This window comes from Mycobacterium sp. NPDC050853 (assembly GCF_040653875.1).
Taxonomy (GTDB): domain Bacteria; phylum Actinomycetota; class Actinomycetes; order Mycobacteriales; family Mycobacteriaceae; genus Mycobacterium.
The window spans coordinates 376777-392777 of sequence record NZ_JBFAGW010000003.1 but is presented as its reverse complement, the minus strand read 5'-3'; the positions used below and the strand labels follow the sequence as shown (position 1 = coordinate 392777).

The following is a 16001-nucleotide window of genomic DNA, read 5'->3' as shown; positions in this document are numbered from 1 at the left end:
CCTACCCGTCAATCCCGCAGTCGTAACGTCGGAATTGACTCATCGAACGGATCATCGTCGTCCGGGGCGCGTACTAGTTCCCATGTGCGTCGCACAGCGCCGTTGATATCCGACTCCGACAACCCGGTCACGTCCATCAGTTCGCTAACCGTCTTCGGTCCCGTGGCGAGTGTCTCCATCAGCTGCGTTGCATGGAAATCCGTCCAAATGTCAACCTCGTCAGGAGTACTCCGGACAACGCTGACCGGAGTTGCATGCTGGGTCGTTGGATTCGAAGGCGAACCAATACCCGGACCCCCGAACGGGTCCGGGGTTGTATTACTACTGGATAGATCATGAGTATTTATATGAGTAGTTAGGAGGGCATTGCTGTCCGGAGTACCCCGGTCATCCTTGTCCGGAGTACCGGTCAAGGATGTCCCTAGTTGGTTCGTAACTCCGGTCATCGCTGTCCGGAGTTGATGGGGGGCCGTCAGTCGGTACCGGGTGGATCTCTTAAAGGAGTTTCCGGGTTCAACCACAGCCAGCCATCCTCGTTCGATGTTTCTTTGGATGTGCCGTCTCACGGTTCGGACACCTAGTCCGGTCACCTTCGCTAGCTTCGCCTGCGAGGGGTAGCACTCAAGAGTCGTGAAGTCTGCGTACGAGAACAACGCAGCCATAGTCGACTTGGTCGACGTCAACTCGCGGTCCTCGTTCTGGAAGTACAGCCTCGACCACTCGAAAGCATTTCTCATTGGCCGCGTTCACTCAGCCGGTAGATCGCGATCTCCGACGGTTGCACCATGTCAGCGTCGTCACCCGCATCCTGGGGGCCGACTATGGCCTCGTGCGGGCAGCGGGTCAGGAACTCGCGGACCGGCCGGTACATCGCACTGGATTCACTGACAGCCAGACTGCGGTGGACCACCAGGACGGGTTGGCCCTTCATGTTGATGGTTCTGGCGACAAGGTGCGGGGCTTGCTCGATGCGGACCTGCTCGTTAGCGAGGTCAGCAAGTAGGTTTCTCATTGGTCGGCCCTTCTTTAGCTCAGTCGGTCTTTCAATGACATATGGATCGATTCGACATCGCTGGCGATGATCGTGACCTCACACGTAGCCACTCCGGACTCGACCTTGAACGAGCCCTTCTTGACCACCAGGGCATTGAGCCCCGGTTTCAACACAACGCCGGAAATCTTCGAGTAGTTGCCTTCTGGATCTAGTTCCACGCCTTGTCCTTCCTGTTGACAGCTGCCTGCTGTCGGGGTTGCCCTCTTGAGCGTTCGTCTCGATGACTAGGGCTGTACGTCGCACTTCCATCCCGAGCGTCTCCGCTCCGGCTGTGTCCGCCCGGCCCGTGGGGGCTTGCCTTCGTGGTCCGGCCTAGTGAGTTGTCCCGCTGGTTCCTCGCCTACGCGTCATCGCTGACAGATTCAGTAAAGCTTTAGCCAACACGTTTGTCAAGCCCCACATGTATTGCTGGCTGTTACACTGCCCCAGTGAGCGATGAGCGGGTGATATTCCAAGACCTTGGCCTCGACTGGGTGGCCGAGATGCAGTGGCTGGGTGGTGATGAATCGCAAGGCCCAGCAGCGCTGCTTATCCGCCCCGCCGACCCCGACTCGATTCCTCCGGGGGGCTTATCAAGCACGGTGTTGAGGCAAGTCAACTTCCGCGAAGCGTCGGCGGATCTCCAGCGGCAGAGGGCGGCAGACAAGCGATACAAGGACGGAGAAGATCGCTACCAAGCCGAACGAATCCAGCGGATTAGAGACCAGCTGTCGAAAGGTGTGAGCCCGGAGTATCTGGCGTTGCTCGCATCGCTGTACATCTACCGAGTCAAGCAAGGTCAGCCGAAGCCGGTAGAGGGCATCGCCGAAGACTTAGGCAGGGGACTTCAGACCATCCGTGGACATCTCTGGCAGGCGAGAACCCAAGGACTCCTCGAAGGCTCGGCAGGCCGAAAGGGCGGACGACTCACGCCCACTGCGAAGAAGATCCTGGAGCAGATTGTCCCGAACGCCCCAAAGAGACTGGGCACTTAAGCGATTTCAGTACGCGTTCTGGGGGCACAAGACCCCGTTGCATGCGGGGCACACAGTCGGCTTAGGTCCCCACGCCATGGTCCAGTCCCTGTATCTCAACAACATAGGGTCGTTTCGAGCAGCAGAGCGACGGTTGATCCTGTCAAAGGTCTCGTGCCAATCATGCACGCGTGCGGCGTATGCCTCTGCGTCCGTTAGCTTTTGCTCGACGTCGTAGTATGAGACTTCGTAGATCGTAAGATATTCGGAGGGCTTTACATCGCCCTCGCTGACGCGGACCCGGAGCGATCGAACCGGCGAATCAGCTCCACGCCTGCGCATTTCATCGGTCTGTTCGATCGCAGACTGCATCGCTTCCACCTCGGTGGGATGGCCCCGTATTGAGGTCAGGCACGTCCGATTCTCGCTCCAGCCGAGGGACTGGTCAACCCAGACTTGATAGTCGATCTTCGGCTTCCACCTGCCGCCCATGACGAGAACGTACAGCGGGCCACTCCGCTAGTCAACCACTTGACATACCACTGATACCGTTGCAGCACAAAGGATTCAACGAACTGAGTAGTCAGTGTGCGGTAGCTTGAACTGGTGTCGTTGTAGCCAGAGCTGCATCGTCAAGTTGTTCAATCCATCGGCAGTCGCAACCTCCACGACGACCAGTGCTAGCCACTCTCCGGTGCTCCTCCGCACCCATGCGAGTTGACGCCCCGCGTGGAGGGATTCGATGACTAGGCCGTGTTTCTGCGCAGACGGTGGACCAAGGTTCATCTGGTGGCTACCCACATCCCCCAGGAACACCTGGTGCGTGTGCACGACCACGGGTCGATCCACCGGGCGGTAAATCTCGATCTCCGAGGGGTTCTCCCAGTGATCGAACATATATTCGAGTATATGCCCGGCTGCAACCAGGTGGCCAGCAAGCTAGTTTTGCCGAAAGATTGGACACATCTGAGCTCGCCGTGGAAAGCTTCAGGTAGTTTGCGTGTGTTACGAGGATGAAGTTATCGGAGGGGTCATCTCGTGGTCATGAAGGATCGGTGGCGGTTTCCCGCGCATTTGCGCGGAGTGCTTGCAGTCACTGCCGTGGGGGCGCTGCTCGTGGGCGGATTGAAGGTGACCAGCGACTACACCACCCCCGGCAGCGGGTTCTCTACTATCGCCACGGGTGCGGCTGATCCGACCGGCCCGACCGGAGGTCCCGGCGATGGCGGTATGAATGGCAGCCAGTTCCAGCCTCCTGGTCTACCTCCGCAGATGCCGGATTACCAGGGCGGCATCAACCAGCCGCCGTTGAATCAGGACAACGGGATCTCCATCTACAACACGGGCGCTCCGCAGCAGGGTGGCCAACAGGCACCTGGTCAGCAGGGTGGCCAACAACCGGAGGGGCAGCAGCCTCTACACGGCACGCAGATTCCCGACTATCAGACGGCCACGCCGTACACGCAGGGGCCAGGTAAGGCCAACCCGGATTACCAAGCACCCCAACAGGCTAACCAGCCGCAACAGCCGCAGCAGAGCAACCAGCAGCCTCAGCAGCCGTCACAGGCTCCAACTCAGCAGCCCCAGAACGACCAGGGCAACGAAACCAAACCTGACAACACAGATGAGAAAGAGCTCCACGACAACGATCCGGGGCAAGACAAGAGTAAGTATTGCCCAGGGAATGTTAGTACCGGCCCGAATGGCGACGTACAAATCAAAGACCCCGAACCGTTTCGTCTCCACGGCTCGCACAATGACAGCGTCTCGGACCGGAAGCTTCTTTATGAGGTTCATACAAAATTCGGTAACGAATTCAGGAAAGCCATTGACAACTGGAAGGCGGCAGTTGGCAACACGAAAGTTGAGTTCAAAGAGGTTGGCGAAGGCGAAGGCGCGAACCTTGCTATTGTCGATGAGCCTTCGAAGGTAACGGACGGATGGAAAACTGGCGACGGGTGGATTCTAGCCCAGTGGAAACAGTTCCCCCTTTTCCAGGATGAAATACAAGTAAACGTGGACAAGCTGACTGGGCGCATAGAAAATGTGATAGTTTCGACCCTTGCCCATGAGCTAGGTCATGCGTTAGGTATGGATCATAGCTGCGAGAACGCCCTCATGTATTACCAGACCACATTGTTCGCGCCAACCGGGCCGACTCCGATAGACAAAAAAATGTTCGAAATTATCTGGCCGTGAATCACGTGCGGAAGGACGATATTTACATGTCGCGCAAGTTGATGTCCGTCGTCGCGACCATAGTGTTCGCCGCAGCCACCGTGTCGTGTACGAATGAGAAGGAACCGGCGACTCCATCCGCTGATAGTGATGGCGTATGCCGCCTTGAAGCGTTATACCCTGTGGAGATCCGGGATAAGGCGCTGTTTGTGCAGGACGCAGAAAATGTGTTTGTGGGGCAGGTCTTGAGTTCCAAGGGGCAACATGTCGAAGAAGATCACACCCCGCACTCGCAATTCAGTGTGAAGGTAATTGACAACATAAAGGGCACCCTCCCTCAAAATGTCTCTGTCAGTCAGACTGGTGGAGTGGTTAATAACGCCCTTTGTCTTAGGAACGGGGATCCACTGTTGACGGATGGCTCCGTTTATATCTTTACGACTAGATATTCAAAAGAGCTCGATTTGCATTTCATAACAGCCTCACACTACGGCGATATCAAGCTCTCACCTGCCGATTCCGCAACTGTTCTAAACGGCACCGGAGTACCACCTGCGGTGGCCGAGATGCGTCGTGCAGCCGAGAACCCCCCTCAGCCAAAATAGCGGTGGAGCAAGACTAGCGAGATACGTCGTCTGTCCATTGCTCGGCCATCCGCTCTAGATGAAGCATTTCGACGTGCGGGCCTTGTTGATCCCAAGTCATACGCACTTCCATACTGCGTAACCAGACGTTGCGCTGTTCTATCGTCTGCGATTCCCACCAATCAGAGAACAGTTCTGCCGTAGGAACCCACGTCCAGCCAGCGGGCTTTGTGGCTATCGCCGTAAGCTCTGCCTGTCTCTTAGCGAGATCCGCGATACGGGCGTCTAGACGATCACGCTGTGGCGTCCCTCTTCGGAACGCTCCGTTGCCTAGTTGGTCCGTGAGATCACTCAGCGTGTCCTCTAGCTCGGCTAGCTCGGCTGAGTGATCACTACCCGAGTCCCACACTCGCTCCATCCGATACTTGTCTCCTAGTTCCGACATGACAGCACCCGTCAGAACCTCTTCAGCATCAGCGATCGGAACGGTTCTGTTGCCGCAGGTGGACTTGTATTGCGCTGAGGCGCAGCGGTACCGGTCTTGCCGACCTTTGCCGCCTTTGAGCTTGTAGGCCGGTTTACCGCAGACGCCACAGAAGATCACCCTAAGGAGTAGTGCGGAACTTCGTTTGGTGGGTTCCTTGCGGTTCTCGCGTCCGACTAGTTCGACCTGTACTTGCTCGAATACCTCGCGCTCAAGTATCGGGGTAGCGCGGATCACCGGGGAGCCGTCGTTGTTGCGGATAGAACCACCGGCCGTGACGGCGTGGCCCAATAGCGATTTCGAAGTCAGCATCTCTCTAAGCTTGGTTGAATGCCAGCTGTACCCCTGAATCTCCCTGCCCTTCAGCTGGTTAACCCGATCTCGGGGTGTTAGGACTGCACGGTCGGATAGGTCGGCTGCTACCTGCCGTAGCGGGTCGCCTTCGAGAACTCGCCGGACCACTTCGTTGATCACCCTGACTTGTTCGTCGTCCTGGACGAATCGCCAATCCCCGTCAATCTTCTCGGTCTTATACCCCCATGGTGGCGGGCCACCTCGGTACTTGCCTTGTCGCATGTTGTGTTGTGCCGCAGACCTGTTGCGTTCGGAGATGGCTGTCAGCTCCATCTCGGCCACCTTGGCGACGAGCAGCGCGACCACGTCACCGAATTGCGATGTGAGGTCTAAGAATGCTTCGGAGGCGCTGACGAGCGCTACGGAATTCGTTTGGCACCAACGGATTAGGTCCGCGAGGTCCAATAGTCGGCGGACGATTCTGTCCATACGGAACACGACTAGAACGTCGAATTCGTTACGCCGGTTAGTGAGCCAGTCTCCGAGCTGTGGGCGGTCGAACGGCGTTGTCTTACCCGCCGACACGTCCAGGTCTTCGGCGGTCCCGACTACCTCATATCCGCGCTGTTCACACAGTTCTAGACACGCCTCACGCTGGCGCAGCGGAGAGGTAGATTCTTCCGTGACGCGGCTGAGTCGTACAACGACTAAAGCCCGCTTGGCCTGCTGTTTCATGGTTGTAAATGATACTCATGGAGTACTCCACGGTCGACATGCCGTCCTCGGACTCGACGACCACCACCATTCGTCGACGCAGTTGCGCCAATATGTTGTGTATCAATGGATTCCCTCCCTCTTTGCCCCGCGGCGCTTCCACGGGTCACAGCACACCACTGCTGAACACATCGCGCGATAGCCCCATGACAACCGGCGCGATGCCCAGACAGACGAACGACGGCAGGAAGCACAGGCCCAGTGGCGCCCCTATGAGCACACCGGCCCGTTCGGCAGTGGCTACCGCTGAATCCACCGCATCACGACGGCACTGCACGGCCAGCGAGGCAATACCGTCGGCCATCACTGCTCCGGAATCGGCCGATCGCCGTGCCAATCTGGTAAGTGCCCTGCGCTGCTCATATCCCAGATCCGCCGGTGATCCGGTATCGGTCCAGGCAGCCGATGCCGGTGCACCCAGGGCGAGCATCTCCCCTGCGCGGCTCAGGATCCGGGCCAGCTCGGATGGTGCGGAGGCCGTCACCACCAACGCGGCAGTCGCGACCGGCATCCCCGACCGGAGGCATACGCCAAGTACGTCAAGGCTGAATGCCATTCCCAATAAGCCCTTTTCGGCGGCATCCCGGTCGACGATGGATGAATCACCCCGCGACAGCCTGCCACAGGCGCGCATAGCCCCAGGCGCAGCCAACATCGCCGCGGCAAGCAACAACAGGGCCGCGGTCATCGCAACGCCTTCCCAATGATTCGGTCAGACCACAGCAGACCGATACATGCCAACACGATCCCGACAACGAGCAGCGCCCCACCCATACCGCCCGAGCACAGCACCGCAAGAGGTCTTGCTCCGATCATCTGACCCAGTCCGATTCCCACCACCGGCAGACCGCTCAGCACCGCGGCAGTGGCACGCGGCCCGGCAAGTCCGGCGTTCACGCGCGCCGTGAATCGTTGCCGCTCCCGAAGATCTGTCCGGCACGCGTCGAGGAGCTCGGCAACAGCCAGGCCGTGGCGGTGGGCCAACGTCCAACCACGGCTTATCCGATCCCATTGCGATGCAACCGGTCCCACTCCGGGTATCGCCGGATCCGGATTCACTCCCAATCGTGCGCGCGCGGCTATAGCCGCGAACGTCTCCCCCGCCGTTCCTCCGAGCTCTGCGGCAGTGACCTCGAATGCGCGCACAGGATGCGCGCCAACCCTCAGTTCACCGACAACAACATCGAGACCGGACTCCAGGGCGGTCAATTCCTCCAACTGCACGATAAATCGGCGACGACGGTGCCACCGCACCCCCAAGGTCGCGCCGGCGATGCCCACCGCGGACACCACCGACAACGGCAACAGCCACACCACCACGAGCACAAGACCACTCAGGGGCACCGCCGCCAGTCTCCAGTTCCAGCGCATGTCACACCCCATGCCCCGCCGTAGGCACGAGCGCCGTTGCGGCACAATGAGTAACGCAGCCGAAAGCAGCAGCAGGGCGTGCGGAGTCACGGCATGCTCCGTGCGATCAACGCCTCCAATTGCTCCGCACCGGAACACAGCTGGCCATCGATGTTCCATGCGGGTACTACCCGTACGATCCCGTCATCACCCTTGGATACCACCCCAATTTCGGTCAGTCGACGCATATTGCCGAATCTTCTTATATGACATACACATTGAATGGCTGCACCGAGCTGCGAGTGGAGTGCGGCGCGGTCGAGGCCACCCAGGGCTCCGAGCGCTTCCAACCTTGCCGGGACCTCAGCCGGGGCATTCGCGTGGACCGTACCCGCGCCGCCGTCATGACCGGTGTTGAGGGCGGTCAGCAGGTCGACCACCTCAGCACCGCGCACCTCTCCCACCACGATCCGATCGGGCCGCATCCGCAATGCCTGACGCACCAACTGGCGCAGGGTCACCTCCCCCGCACCCTCGACGTTGACGGCGCGCGCCGCCAGCGTGACCACATGCGGGTGACGCGGCGCCAGCTCGGCGGCATCCTCGGCGCAGATGATGCGTTCCGAAGGGTGGATCGCCCCCAGCAGCGCAGACAGCAAGGTGGTCTTACCCGCCCCGGTGCCTCCGGTGACCAGGAAGGCCAGCCGTGCCGCCAGCACCCCACGAAGCAACCTGGCGGCATCCTCATCGACAGTGCCATCAGCGATGAGCTGATCCAAACCCTTAGCGGTGGGCCGTAATACGCGCAGCGATACACACGTCCCGCCGACCGCTATCGGCGCCAGCACCGCATGCAGACGTACCACCGAGTGCGGCGGACCGACACCAGTCAGCTGCCCGTCGACGAACGGCTGCGCGTCGTCGAGTCGTCGCCCGACCGCTAGAGCCAAACGTTGGGCAAGACGGCGCACAGCAGCATCGTCGGCGAATCGCACTGTGGTGAGTCGCAGCCCTTCACCATCGTCTACCCAGACGCGATCGGGTGCGGTCACCAAGACATCGGTCGTACCGTCCGCACACAACAGCGGTTCGAGAATTCCGGCACCCGCCAGCTCACTCTGCAGTTCCTTGATGCTATGCAACACATCGCTATCACCAAGCACACCACCGGATTCAGCACGTATCACGGCTGCCACCGCCGTCGGCCGAAGCGCCACATTCTCGGTCGCGAGCCGCTCACGAACGCGGTCGATCAACGAGCCGGTCATGCCGCCGTACCCTTGCCGTCATGCGAGACCAACGCCAGCACTGACTGCGCGGCGCGCGCCAGAGGTGAGCGTCGCAGCAGTCGCAGGCCGCCGTTGTCGAGGCGATTGCCGAGATTGGGTTCCGGACGCATGGCAGCGATCAGTGGGGCCCCAACGATTTCGGCCACCTCGGCCGGGCGCAGTCCGCTCGGCGCCGGACCGCGCACGACTACACCGATATTCGGGTTGGCGGCCTGTATCGCAGTGACCATGAGCGCGGCCGCTGCGCACGCCCGCACCTCGGCGGGTGTCACCACTACCACCAGGTCAGCGCGGTCCAGTGCCGCCACACTTGTTGCGCCGAGCCGCCTCGGGAGATCAACGACCACCGGCACTCCTACCTCCCGCGCGCTGTCGATCACTCCGCCGATCGCCTCTGCATTGCCTCCACCGCCTGTCCTGTCTCCCGATACCAGGACAAGTCCGCGCCGATGTGGCAGCGCACGGCGAAGGGCATCGAAGCTCACCCGACCGCTGCGCATATCGATATCCGGCCACCGGAGACCGTCGACGTCCTCCCAACCGAGCAGTAGATCGATACCACCGCCGTATGGATCGGCATCGACGATCAGCGCTCCACCCGGCGCGCACAGACCAATCGCGCCGCACAGAACGGATGCGCCGGCACCACCGCGTCCACCCACCACCGCAATCACCGCAGCGCGTCCTGTCGTGGAGGTGGAGGGGATTGCCGAACAGGCTTCGACGAGCCGGGATTCGTCCTCGGGCAAAGCGAGTACCTGCTCGGCACCCACCGCCACCGCTCTGCGCCACACCTCGCTCGTCGGCTCGTCCCGACAGACGAGTAACACTCGCGCTCGGCGCGGCAGTCGAGTCACCGCTTCGAGCGACGGGTCCGCGCCATCGAGCAGTACCGCCCCCGCACGGGCCCAAGCTTGTCGGCCGATCGAACAGGCATCGGTAGCGAGGATCAGCGGCTTGCCAGTCGCAGCGACGATCCGTTCGATCTCGTTGCCGAGCCATCGATCACCGATGGCAACGACGATCGGCTCCCCTCCATGTCCCTCCACGTACTCCACCATCGAGGTTGCGTAAATGGAGCGCCAGGGGCCTCATCGAGTTTGGGGATGGGCGCGAATCTGTGGATAGATCAACGTGAACCGCAAAAACCGGTGATAAACGTCCCCAGAAAAGAGGACGACCCTCGCCAGGGGGGGAGGAGGCGAGGGTCGTCGTGCTTCAGCCCCGGGGGGTCGGGCTGAGACACACTCGGCATAGCCGAGTAACCCCACTATACACACGTACCCAGTGAGGGTGGCAAGACCAATCAGCCGAAAAAAGGGAAAGAAAGGCAACCCTTCTTCTGGCACCACCCCGTTACCAGACCACCCCGGCTGAGCTGGGACTTTCCGGATGGACACAACGGCACAGTCGGTGAGATCTATCCTCGAACTGTGACCGACGATGCAACGGCACCCGGACCCTTTCCCTCTTCCGAGGACCGGGATGCCGCGGCCGTCACCCAACCCAGCGGCACCACGCTGGCCCCCCGGACTGCAGCCTTCTTCGATCTAGACAAAACGGTGATCGCGAAGTCGAGCACGCTCGCCTTCAGCAAGCCCTTCTTCGACCAAGGCCTGATTAATAGACGCGCCGTCTTAAAATCGAGCTACGCGCAATTCTTCTTCTTGCTATCCGGCGCCGATCACGACCAGATGGATCGCATGCGTACGCACATCACCAATATGTGCATGGGCTGGGATGTCGAACAGGTGAAGGCGATCGTGGCCGAGACGCTGCACGACATCGTCGATCCCTTGGTGTTCGCCGAAGCCGCCGATCTAATCGCCGACCACAAGCTCTGCGGCCGCGATGTCGTGGTGGTCTCAGCATCCGGCGAAGAGATCGTGGCACCCATCGCACGCGCCCTCGGCGCAACCCATGCCATGGCGACGCGCATGGTCGTCGAGAATGGCAAGTACACCGGTGATGTCGCCTTCTACTGCTACGGAGAAGGCAAGGTGGCGGCGATCCAGGAACTCGCCAAGCGCGAGGGCTACCCACTGGAGCACTGCTACGCCTATTCCGACTCGATCACCGATCTACCGATGCTGGAGAGCGTCGGTCACCCGACAGCCGTCAACCCGGACAGGGCGCTGCGCAAGGAATCGATGGCGCGGGGGTGGCCAGTGCTGACATTCTCGCGGCCCGTCTCACTGGGTGATCGGATACCCGTTCCCTCCGGCGCCGCGGCCGCCACCACGGCCGCCGTTGGCTTGAGCGCCATCGCCGCTGGGGCACTTACCTATTCGCTGATTCGCAGGCTGCGGCCGTAGCTCAGCCGCTCGCGCGAAGACCGTCAGGCGCAGAACTAGACACACGTCACTTTAGGCGCGCGCGTAACAATGCGATGACCGTATGAATTGCCCCTTGATGTGACCGGCGTCTCAGTGTAGAAAGTAGGTACGGAGCCCGGCAAGGCCAAGGTCGATCCAGAGGATAAGGATCGATTTCCCGACCTGGGATTCCCAGCACGGACCACGGCACCCACGCGGAGCACGCCGCGACAAGGGCAGAAGCGTTGTGGGCCTGCGCAATCGCGGACAGTGAAAGCTCATCAGGCTTCTTGGGTGAAGCCCGAGTTAGAAGCGTCGCGAAAGCGCCGAGGCCACCCACACAACCCACCTAGCACGCTTGGTAACCGGAGGTTCCGTGCTAGCGGGCGACGGGCCGATTCATTCGGATCGTCGCCCGCTTTTATGTTCCGCCGCAGTATGTTTCGGTCAGCTCACCGCAGTATCCGCGATCGACGTCGCTTCTGCCGCTCCGGCCGTTAATGCCTCACAACAGAACACGATCCACGCGGCAACGGCTTCGGGCGTACCTTCCGCGAAAGCCGAGGACAGCTCCCGGTATCTCCCGGACTGACGCATCCACATCACCTCGGGAACACCGAGCGCGTGTGGATCGAGACCGCGTGACACCGTCACCAACCGGGACGCGGCGCGTGCGACGACGCCGTCCGCGGATCCAAATGGACTCAGCACCAACAATTCCCCGTGCGTGATCGCGGCAAGAACCGGCGCGGATACCGTCGTTCCTCCCGAAATCAGCTGCGCCAACAGTTCCAGCCGATCGGTGTCGATACCGGCGCGGGGCCGCCCAAGGGTCCGCTCGTCTGCCATGCCGGTAGCGGCCAAGACATGCAGGCGCGCCAGCGCCTGCAGCGGTGCGCGCGACCACACCGACGTCAGCTGTGTCAGCGCATCACCATCGAGCGCCTGCCCGACGCGCAGCGCACCGGCCAGTATCGGATCCTCCACCACTCCATCGGCACTCAGCTTCATCGTGCCGCCGTCCAGCGCCGACGAGGACCTGGCTGCCCGCACCGCCGCCTCGGCCGCCGTCACCGGCCAGCCCCGCAGATTGGCGCGATGGCGGTGGACCTTGCTCACTGCGTCGCGCGCGGCTTCGGCGGCATCGGATACTCCCGGCAGGGTGGCCAACGGTGCAAGTGGGTCAGTCATGGTCCGCTAATAGTGCCCTACGCTCCTCGCGACGGATCCGCTGCAGCTCCGGGTCTGGAACCGGTACCGCCGCCAGCAGTCGCTTAGTGTATTCGTCCGTCGGTGCCGTTAATACCTGTGTATCCGAGCCGAATTCAGCAAGGCGGCCATGATTGAGCACCGCGATACGGCTTGCCACCAGTTCGACCACCGCCAAATCGTGGCTGATGAACAGGCATGCGAACCCGTGCTCGCGTTGCAGCTCGGCGAAGAGTTCGAGCACCCGTGCCTGTACCGAGACATCCAGCGCGGAGGTCGGTTCGTCGGCGATCAACAGCGTCGGCTCCAGCGCCAGCGCCCGCGCAATACCAACACGTTGCCGCTGACCACCGGACAGCTGGTGCGGGAAGCGGTTTCGCATGGCGGCAGGCATCTGTACCTGCTCCAACAGGGTCTTGACCCGGTTCTCCCGCTGGGTGCGGTCCATATCGGTGTGCAAGGTCAATGGCTCGGCGATCGACTGGCCGATCGGCCATCGCGGATTGAGCGAAGACCCCGGATCCTGGAACACCACCCCCACCTTGCTCCGAATATCCCGCAGCCGCTTGCGGTTGGCAACCGAAATATCCTGGCCGGCAACACAGATGGTCCCCGAAGCTATCTTCAGCAGACCGACCGCAGCACGCCCGATGGTGGATTTTCCGGACCCCGATTCGCCGACGAGCCCCACCACCTCACCCCTGCCGACGGTGAACGACACATCGTCGATGGCCCGAAAGCTGCCGCCCTTACCCCGATACTCGATGATGACGTGTTCCAGGCTCAGCGCCAGATCGGTCGGTGGCACCGAAGATTCGTCGCTATCTCCCAGCGTCGCGCCCAGATGAGGTACCGCCGCCAGGAGCTGCTGCGTATACGGCTGCGTCGCCCGGTGGAAGATGCTGCCAGCATCTCCCTCTTCCACGACCTCGCCATCCTTCATCACCATGATGCGATCGGCCATATCCGCCACCACGCCCATATCGTGCGTGATCAGGATGATGCCGGCTTCGATGCGGTGCCGTAGATCGCGCATGAGATCAAGGATCTCGGCTTGTACCGTCACATCGAGCGCGGTGGTGGGTTCATCCGCGATGAGCAGACCGGGATCCAGGGCAAGTGCCTGGGCGATCATCGCGCGCTGACGCTGCCCACCGGAGAGCTGGTGCGGGTAATGCTTGACCCGCTTCTCAGGCTCGGGCATGTCTACCAGCTCAAGCAACTCGATGGCACGATCGCGCGCCTGCCTGCGCGTCATCGTCTTATGCGCCCGAACAGCTTCAGCGATCTGCCAGCCAATGGTGTAGACGGGGTTCAATGCCGTCATCGGCTCCTGGAAGATGACGGCAACATCCTTGCCTCGCACCTCACGCAGCTCATCGTTAGTGGCACCGAGGAGCTCTGCACCGTTGAGTCGGATACTGCCGCGAACCCGCGCGCTGGGCGGCAGCAGCGCCGGGATCGCCATCGCGGTGGTGGATTTCCCCGACCCGGACTCCCCGACGATGGCGAGCACCTCGCCCTTGGCGACGCTCAGCGAGACTCCCCTGACGGCGGGCACCCACTGCTTGTCAACCTCGAAATCGACCGAGAGGTCCTTTATCTCGATGAGAGAAGAACTTGAGGTCACCTCCACCTCACCTCCTCCGCGGATCGAGGGCGTCGCGGAGGGCGTCACCAACCATGATGAAGCCCAGCACCGCAGCCGAGAGGAACAGCGCGGGAACGAGGACCAGTCTGGGTGTGGATGCGAAACGGGACTGGCCATCGTTGATCTGGAGCCCCCACGAAATCTCGGGTAATTCAAGCCCGATACCCATATAGGTCAGGGTGGCCTCCGCGGCGATGAAACCGCCCACGGCGATGGTTGCATACACGAGTACCGGCGCCAAGGCATTAGGCAGTATGTGTCGCACCAGGATTCGCCAGGTTGGCGCACCCAATGCGATGGCGGCCTGGACGTAGTCGCTCTGCTTGATGGTCATCACGCTGGAACGCACCAGTCGCATCGAGGTCATCCAGCCGAAGACGATGAGCGCGCCGGCGACGCTCCAGATCGTGCGATGACCGACCACCGAGAGCAGGATCATTCCGCCCAAAATCGTGGGAATGCCGTAGAAGACATCGGTCAACCTGGACAGCGCCGAGTCGGCGATCCCCCCGAAGTACCCCGACAACGCGCCCACGGCCACCCCGATGACGAGCACTCCCAACATCGAGATCAGCCCGATCGACAACGACACTCGCGCCCCGTAAACCACGTTGGCGTAGTAGTCACAACCTTGTAGATCGGTGCCCAGCCAATGCGCCGCACTGATTCCCTTGCGGGCCTGATAGAGGTCACAGTCACGCGGGTTCTTCCCGAAGGTGAACAGCTGCGGGGCCAGCGCCATCAGCACCAGAATCGTCAACAGAATCGACCCGGTGATGAAAAATCCGCTACGGCGCAAGTACTTCCATGCGTTGCCCCACAGGTCGGCCTGCTCTACCAGCGACTCGGCGGCGGCTCCAGGACCCGACACCGGGCCGGGTGCATGGACGGCGTCACTCATAACGAATCCTTGGATCCAGCATCGCATACAGGACGTCCACGACGAGATTGAAGAAGATGTAGAAGAACACGATGAGCGTCAGGATGCTCACCACCACGGCACCCTCCTGGTTTCGCACGGCGTCGAATGTCGCCCGTCCCAGCCCGGGAATATTGAATACGGACTCGGTAACGACGGCGCCCGCCAGCAGTGCCCCCACGTCGGCGCCGATGAACGTAACCACGGGAATCAGGCTGTTACGCAGGGTATGCCGCATCAGAATGCGCGATTCGGAGATGCCCTTGGCGCGGGCGGTGCGGACAAAGTCGGCATCCATCGTCTCCAGCATCGAGGTCCGGGTCAGACGGGCGACATAGGCCATAGACAACGAGGCCAGCACCAGTCCCGGTAGCAGAAAGCTGTACCAGCCATCACGGATTCCGGCGATGGGAAACCAGCCGAGCTTGAAACCGAAGAGATACTGCGCCAAGAACCCGAGCACGAACACTGGCATCGAGACCAGCAGGGTCGTCGTGACGAGAACCAGGTTGTCGTAGAACGATCCCCGGCGCACCGCACACAGCACCCCGGCCATGATTCCGATGATCGTCTCGAATGCTACAGCCACCACCGTAAGCCTTAAAGTCACCGGCAGGCGTTGCGAAACAGTCAGCGCGACAGGGCGTTCCTGAAAATCAGTACCGAAATCGCCGTGCAGGAAGCCCACTATGTACTTGCCGTACCGCACCAAGAACGGATCATTGAGGTGGAACCGTTCACGCAGCTGAGCCATCACCTCGGGGGTGAACGGCCGGTCACCGGCCAATGCCCGGATGGGGTCGCCCGGTAGCGCGTACACCATGCCGTAGATGAGCAGCGAGGTTCCGATCAGCACCGGGATGGCCAGCAGCAGCCGCTTCACGATGTACCGAAACATGCCGGCGTTCTGCCACCCCTGCTTCAGTAGCACCAATAGGTCAAAAGGC

At 61.2% G+C, this 16001-nt stretch carries 17 protein-coding genes and 1 pseudogene; 4 read left to right on the top strand and 14 right to left on the bottom strand.

Translation table 11 applies throughout. The annotated features are described in order from the left end of the window. Nucleotides 1-8: 8 nt before the first annotated feature. The 4 genes and pseudogenes from AB0H22_RS13850 to AB0H22_RS13835 all read right to left on the bottom strand — a co-directional run bounded on the left by AB0H22_RS13850 (nucleotide 9) and on the right by AB0H22_RS13835 (nucleotide 1212). Complete coding sequence (locus tag AB0H22_RS13850) at nucleotides 9-179, bottom strand: hypothetical protein (RefSeq protein ID WP_358147060.1); 171 nt, start codon at nucleotides 177-179, stop codon at nucleotides 9-11. Nucleotides 180-536: 357 nt separating this feature from the next. Continuing rightward, nucleotides 537-662: pseudogene (locus AB0H22_RS13845) on the bottom strand (helix-turn-helix domain-containing protein); the annotation flags it as partial. Between the two features lie 71 nt (nucleotides 663-733). Then, nucleotides 734-1012: a hypothetical protein gene (locus tag AB0H22_RS13840; RefSeq protein ID WP_358146941.1), complete on the bottom strand. Its 279-nt coding sequence runs from the start codon at nucleotides 1010-1012 to the stop codon at nucleotides 734-736. A gap of 14 nt (nucleotides 1013-1026) precedes the next feature. Further along, nucleotides 1027-1212: a hypothetical protein gene (locus AB0H22_RS13835; RefSeq protein WP_358146940.1), complete on the bottom strand. Its 186-nt coding sequence runs from the start codon at nucleotides 1210-1212 to the stop codon at nucleotides 1027-1029. A 270-nt stretch (nucleotides 1213-1482) separates the two neighbouring features. Here AB0H22_RS13835 and AB0H22_RS13830 point away from each other — a divergent pair, with 270 nt between their 5' ends. Beyond that, nucleotides 1483-2028, top strand: coding sequence for a hypothetical protein (locus AB0H22_RS13830; protein WP_358146939.1), 546 nt, complete (start codon nucleotides 1483-1485; stop codon nucleotides 2026-2028). A 546-nt stretch (nucleotides 2029-2574) separates the two neighbouring features. On the opposite strand, the gene AB0H22_RS13825 is transcribed toward AB0H22_RS13830, so the two are convergent. After that, nucleotides 2575-2904 carry a hypothetical protein gene (locus AB0H22_RS13825; RefSeq protein ID WP_358146938.1) on the bottom strand — a complete coding sequence of 110 codons (330 nt, stop codon included), beginning with the start codon at nucleotides 2902-2904 and terminating at the stop codon, nucleotides 2575-2577. A 147-nt stretch (nucleotides 2905-3051) separates the two neighbouring features. Between AB0H22_RS13825 and AB0H22_RS13820 the strand changes: the two genes are divergently transcribed. Both AB0H22_RS13820 and AB0H22_RS13815 read left to right on the top strand, forming a co-directional pair. Further along, the gene (locus tag AB0H22_RS13820) at nucleotides 3052-4206 is read left to right on the top strand and encodes a matrixin family metalloprotease (RefSeq protein ID WP_358147049.1); all 1155 of its coding nucleotides are present in this window, start codon (nucleotides 3052-3054) and stop codon (nucleotides 4204-4206) included. Between the two features lie 26 nt (nucleotides 4207-4232). Further along, nucleotides 4233-4790 carry a hypothetical protein gene (locus AB0H22_RS13815; protein ID WP_358146936.1) on the top strand — a complete coding sequence of 186 codons (558 nt, stop codon included), beginning with the start codon at nucleotides 4233-4235 and terminating at the stop codon, nucleotides 4788-4790. Between the two features lie 13 nt (nucleotides 4791-4803). On the opposite strand, the gene AB0H22_RS13810 is transcribed toward AB0H22_RS13815, so the two are convergent. The 5 genes from AB0H22_RS13810 to ssd form a co-directional block, all read right to left on the bottom strand. Continuing rightward, a complete protein-coding gene (locus AB0H22_RS13810) occupies nucleotides 4804-6282 on the bottom strand; it encodes a recombinase family protein (RefSeq protein ID WP_358146935.1) in 1479 nt (492 codons plus the stop codon). A gap of 145 nt (nucleotides 6283-6427) precedes the next feature. Further along, the gene (locus AB0H22_RS13805; RefSeq protein ID WP_358146934.1) at nucleotides 6428-7009 is read right to left on the bottom strand and encodes a type II secretion system F family protein; all 582 of its coding nucleotides are present in this window, start codon (nucleotides 7007-7009) and stop codon (nucleotides 6428-6430) included. Beyond that, complete coding sequence (locus AB0H22_RS13800) at nucleotides 7006-7782, bottom strand: type II secretion system F family protein (protein WP_358146933.1); 777 nt, start codon at nucleotides 7780-7782, stop codon at nucleotides 7006-7008. The genes AB0H22_RS13805 and AB0H22_RS13800 overlap by 4 nt, the downstream gene beginning before the upstream one ends. Beyond that, nucleotides 7779-8939, bottom strand: coding sequence for a TadA family conjugal transfer-associated ATPase (locus tag AB0H22_RS13795; RefSeq protein WP_358146932.1), 1161 nt, complete (start codon nucleotides 8937-8939; stop codon nucleotides 7779-7781). Before AB0H22_RS13795 ends, AB0H22_RS13800 begins: the two co-directional genes overlap by 4 nt. Beyond that, nucleotides 8936-10009, bottom strand: coding sequence for a septum site-determining protein Ssd (gene ssd / locus AB0H22_RS13790; RefSeq protein ID WP_180750857.1), 1074 nt, complete (start codon nucleotides 10007-10009; stop codon nucleotides 8936-8938). The genes AB0H22_RS13795 and ssd overlap by 4 nt, the downstream gene beginning before the upstream one ends. Nucleotides 10010-10480: 471 nt before the next feature. Here ssd and AB0H22_RS13785 point away from each other — a divergent pair, with 471 nt between their 5' ends. Beyond that, nucleotides 10481-11275 carry an HAD-IB family hydrolase gene (locus tag AB0H22_RS13785; protein WP_255485983.1) on the top strand — a complete coding sequence of 265 codons (795 nt, stop codon included), beginning with the start codon at nucleotides 10481-10483 and terminating at the stop codon, nucleotides 11273-11275. Between the two features lie 447 nt (nucleotides 11276-11722). Here AB0H22_RS13785 and AB0H22_RS13780 read toward each other — a convergent pair whose 3' ends face one another. The 4 genes from AB0H22_RS13780 to AB0H22_RS13765 are packed head-to-tail and all read right to left on the bottom strand — an operon-like array spanning nucleotide 11723 to nucleotide 15952. Next, nucleotides 11723-12466, bottom strand: a complete 744-nt coding sequence (locus AB0H22_RS13780; RefSeq protein ID WP_358146931.1) for an oxidoreductase — start codon at nucleotides 12464-12466, stop codon at nucleotides 11723-11725. Continuing rightward, on the bottom strand, nucleotides 12459-14120 hold the full coding sequence (locus tag AB0H22_RS13775; RefSeq protein ID WP_358146930.1) for an ABC transporter ATP-binding protein: 1662 nt from the start codon (nucleotides 14118-14120) through the stop codon (nucleotides 12459-12461). Before AB0H22_RS13775 ends, AB0H22_RS13780 begins: the two co-directional genes overlap by 8 nt. Nucleotide 14121: 1 nt before the next feature. Continuing rightward, on the bottom strand, nucleotides 14122-15036 hold the full coding sequence (locus AB0H22_RS13770; protein WP_180750686.1) for an ABC transporter permease: 915 nt from the start codon (nucleotides 15034-15036) through the stop codon (nucleotides 14122-14124). After that, nucleotides 15029-15952, bottom strand: a complete 924-nt coding sequence (locus AB0H22_RS13765) for an ABC transporter permease (protein WP_180750855.1) — start codon at nucleotides 15950-15952, stop codon at nucleotides 15029-15031. Before AB0H22_RS13765 ends, AB0H22_RS13770 begins: the two co-directional genes overlap by 8 nt. Nucleotides 15953-16001 lie beyond the last annotated feature (49 nt).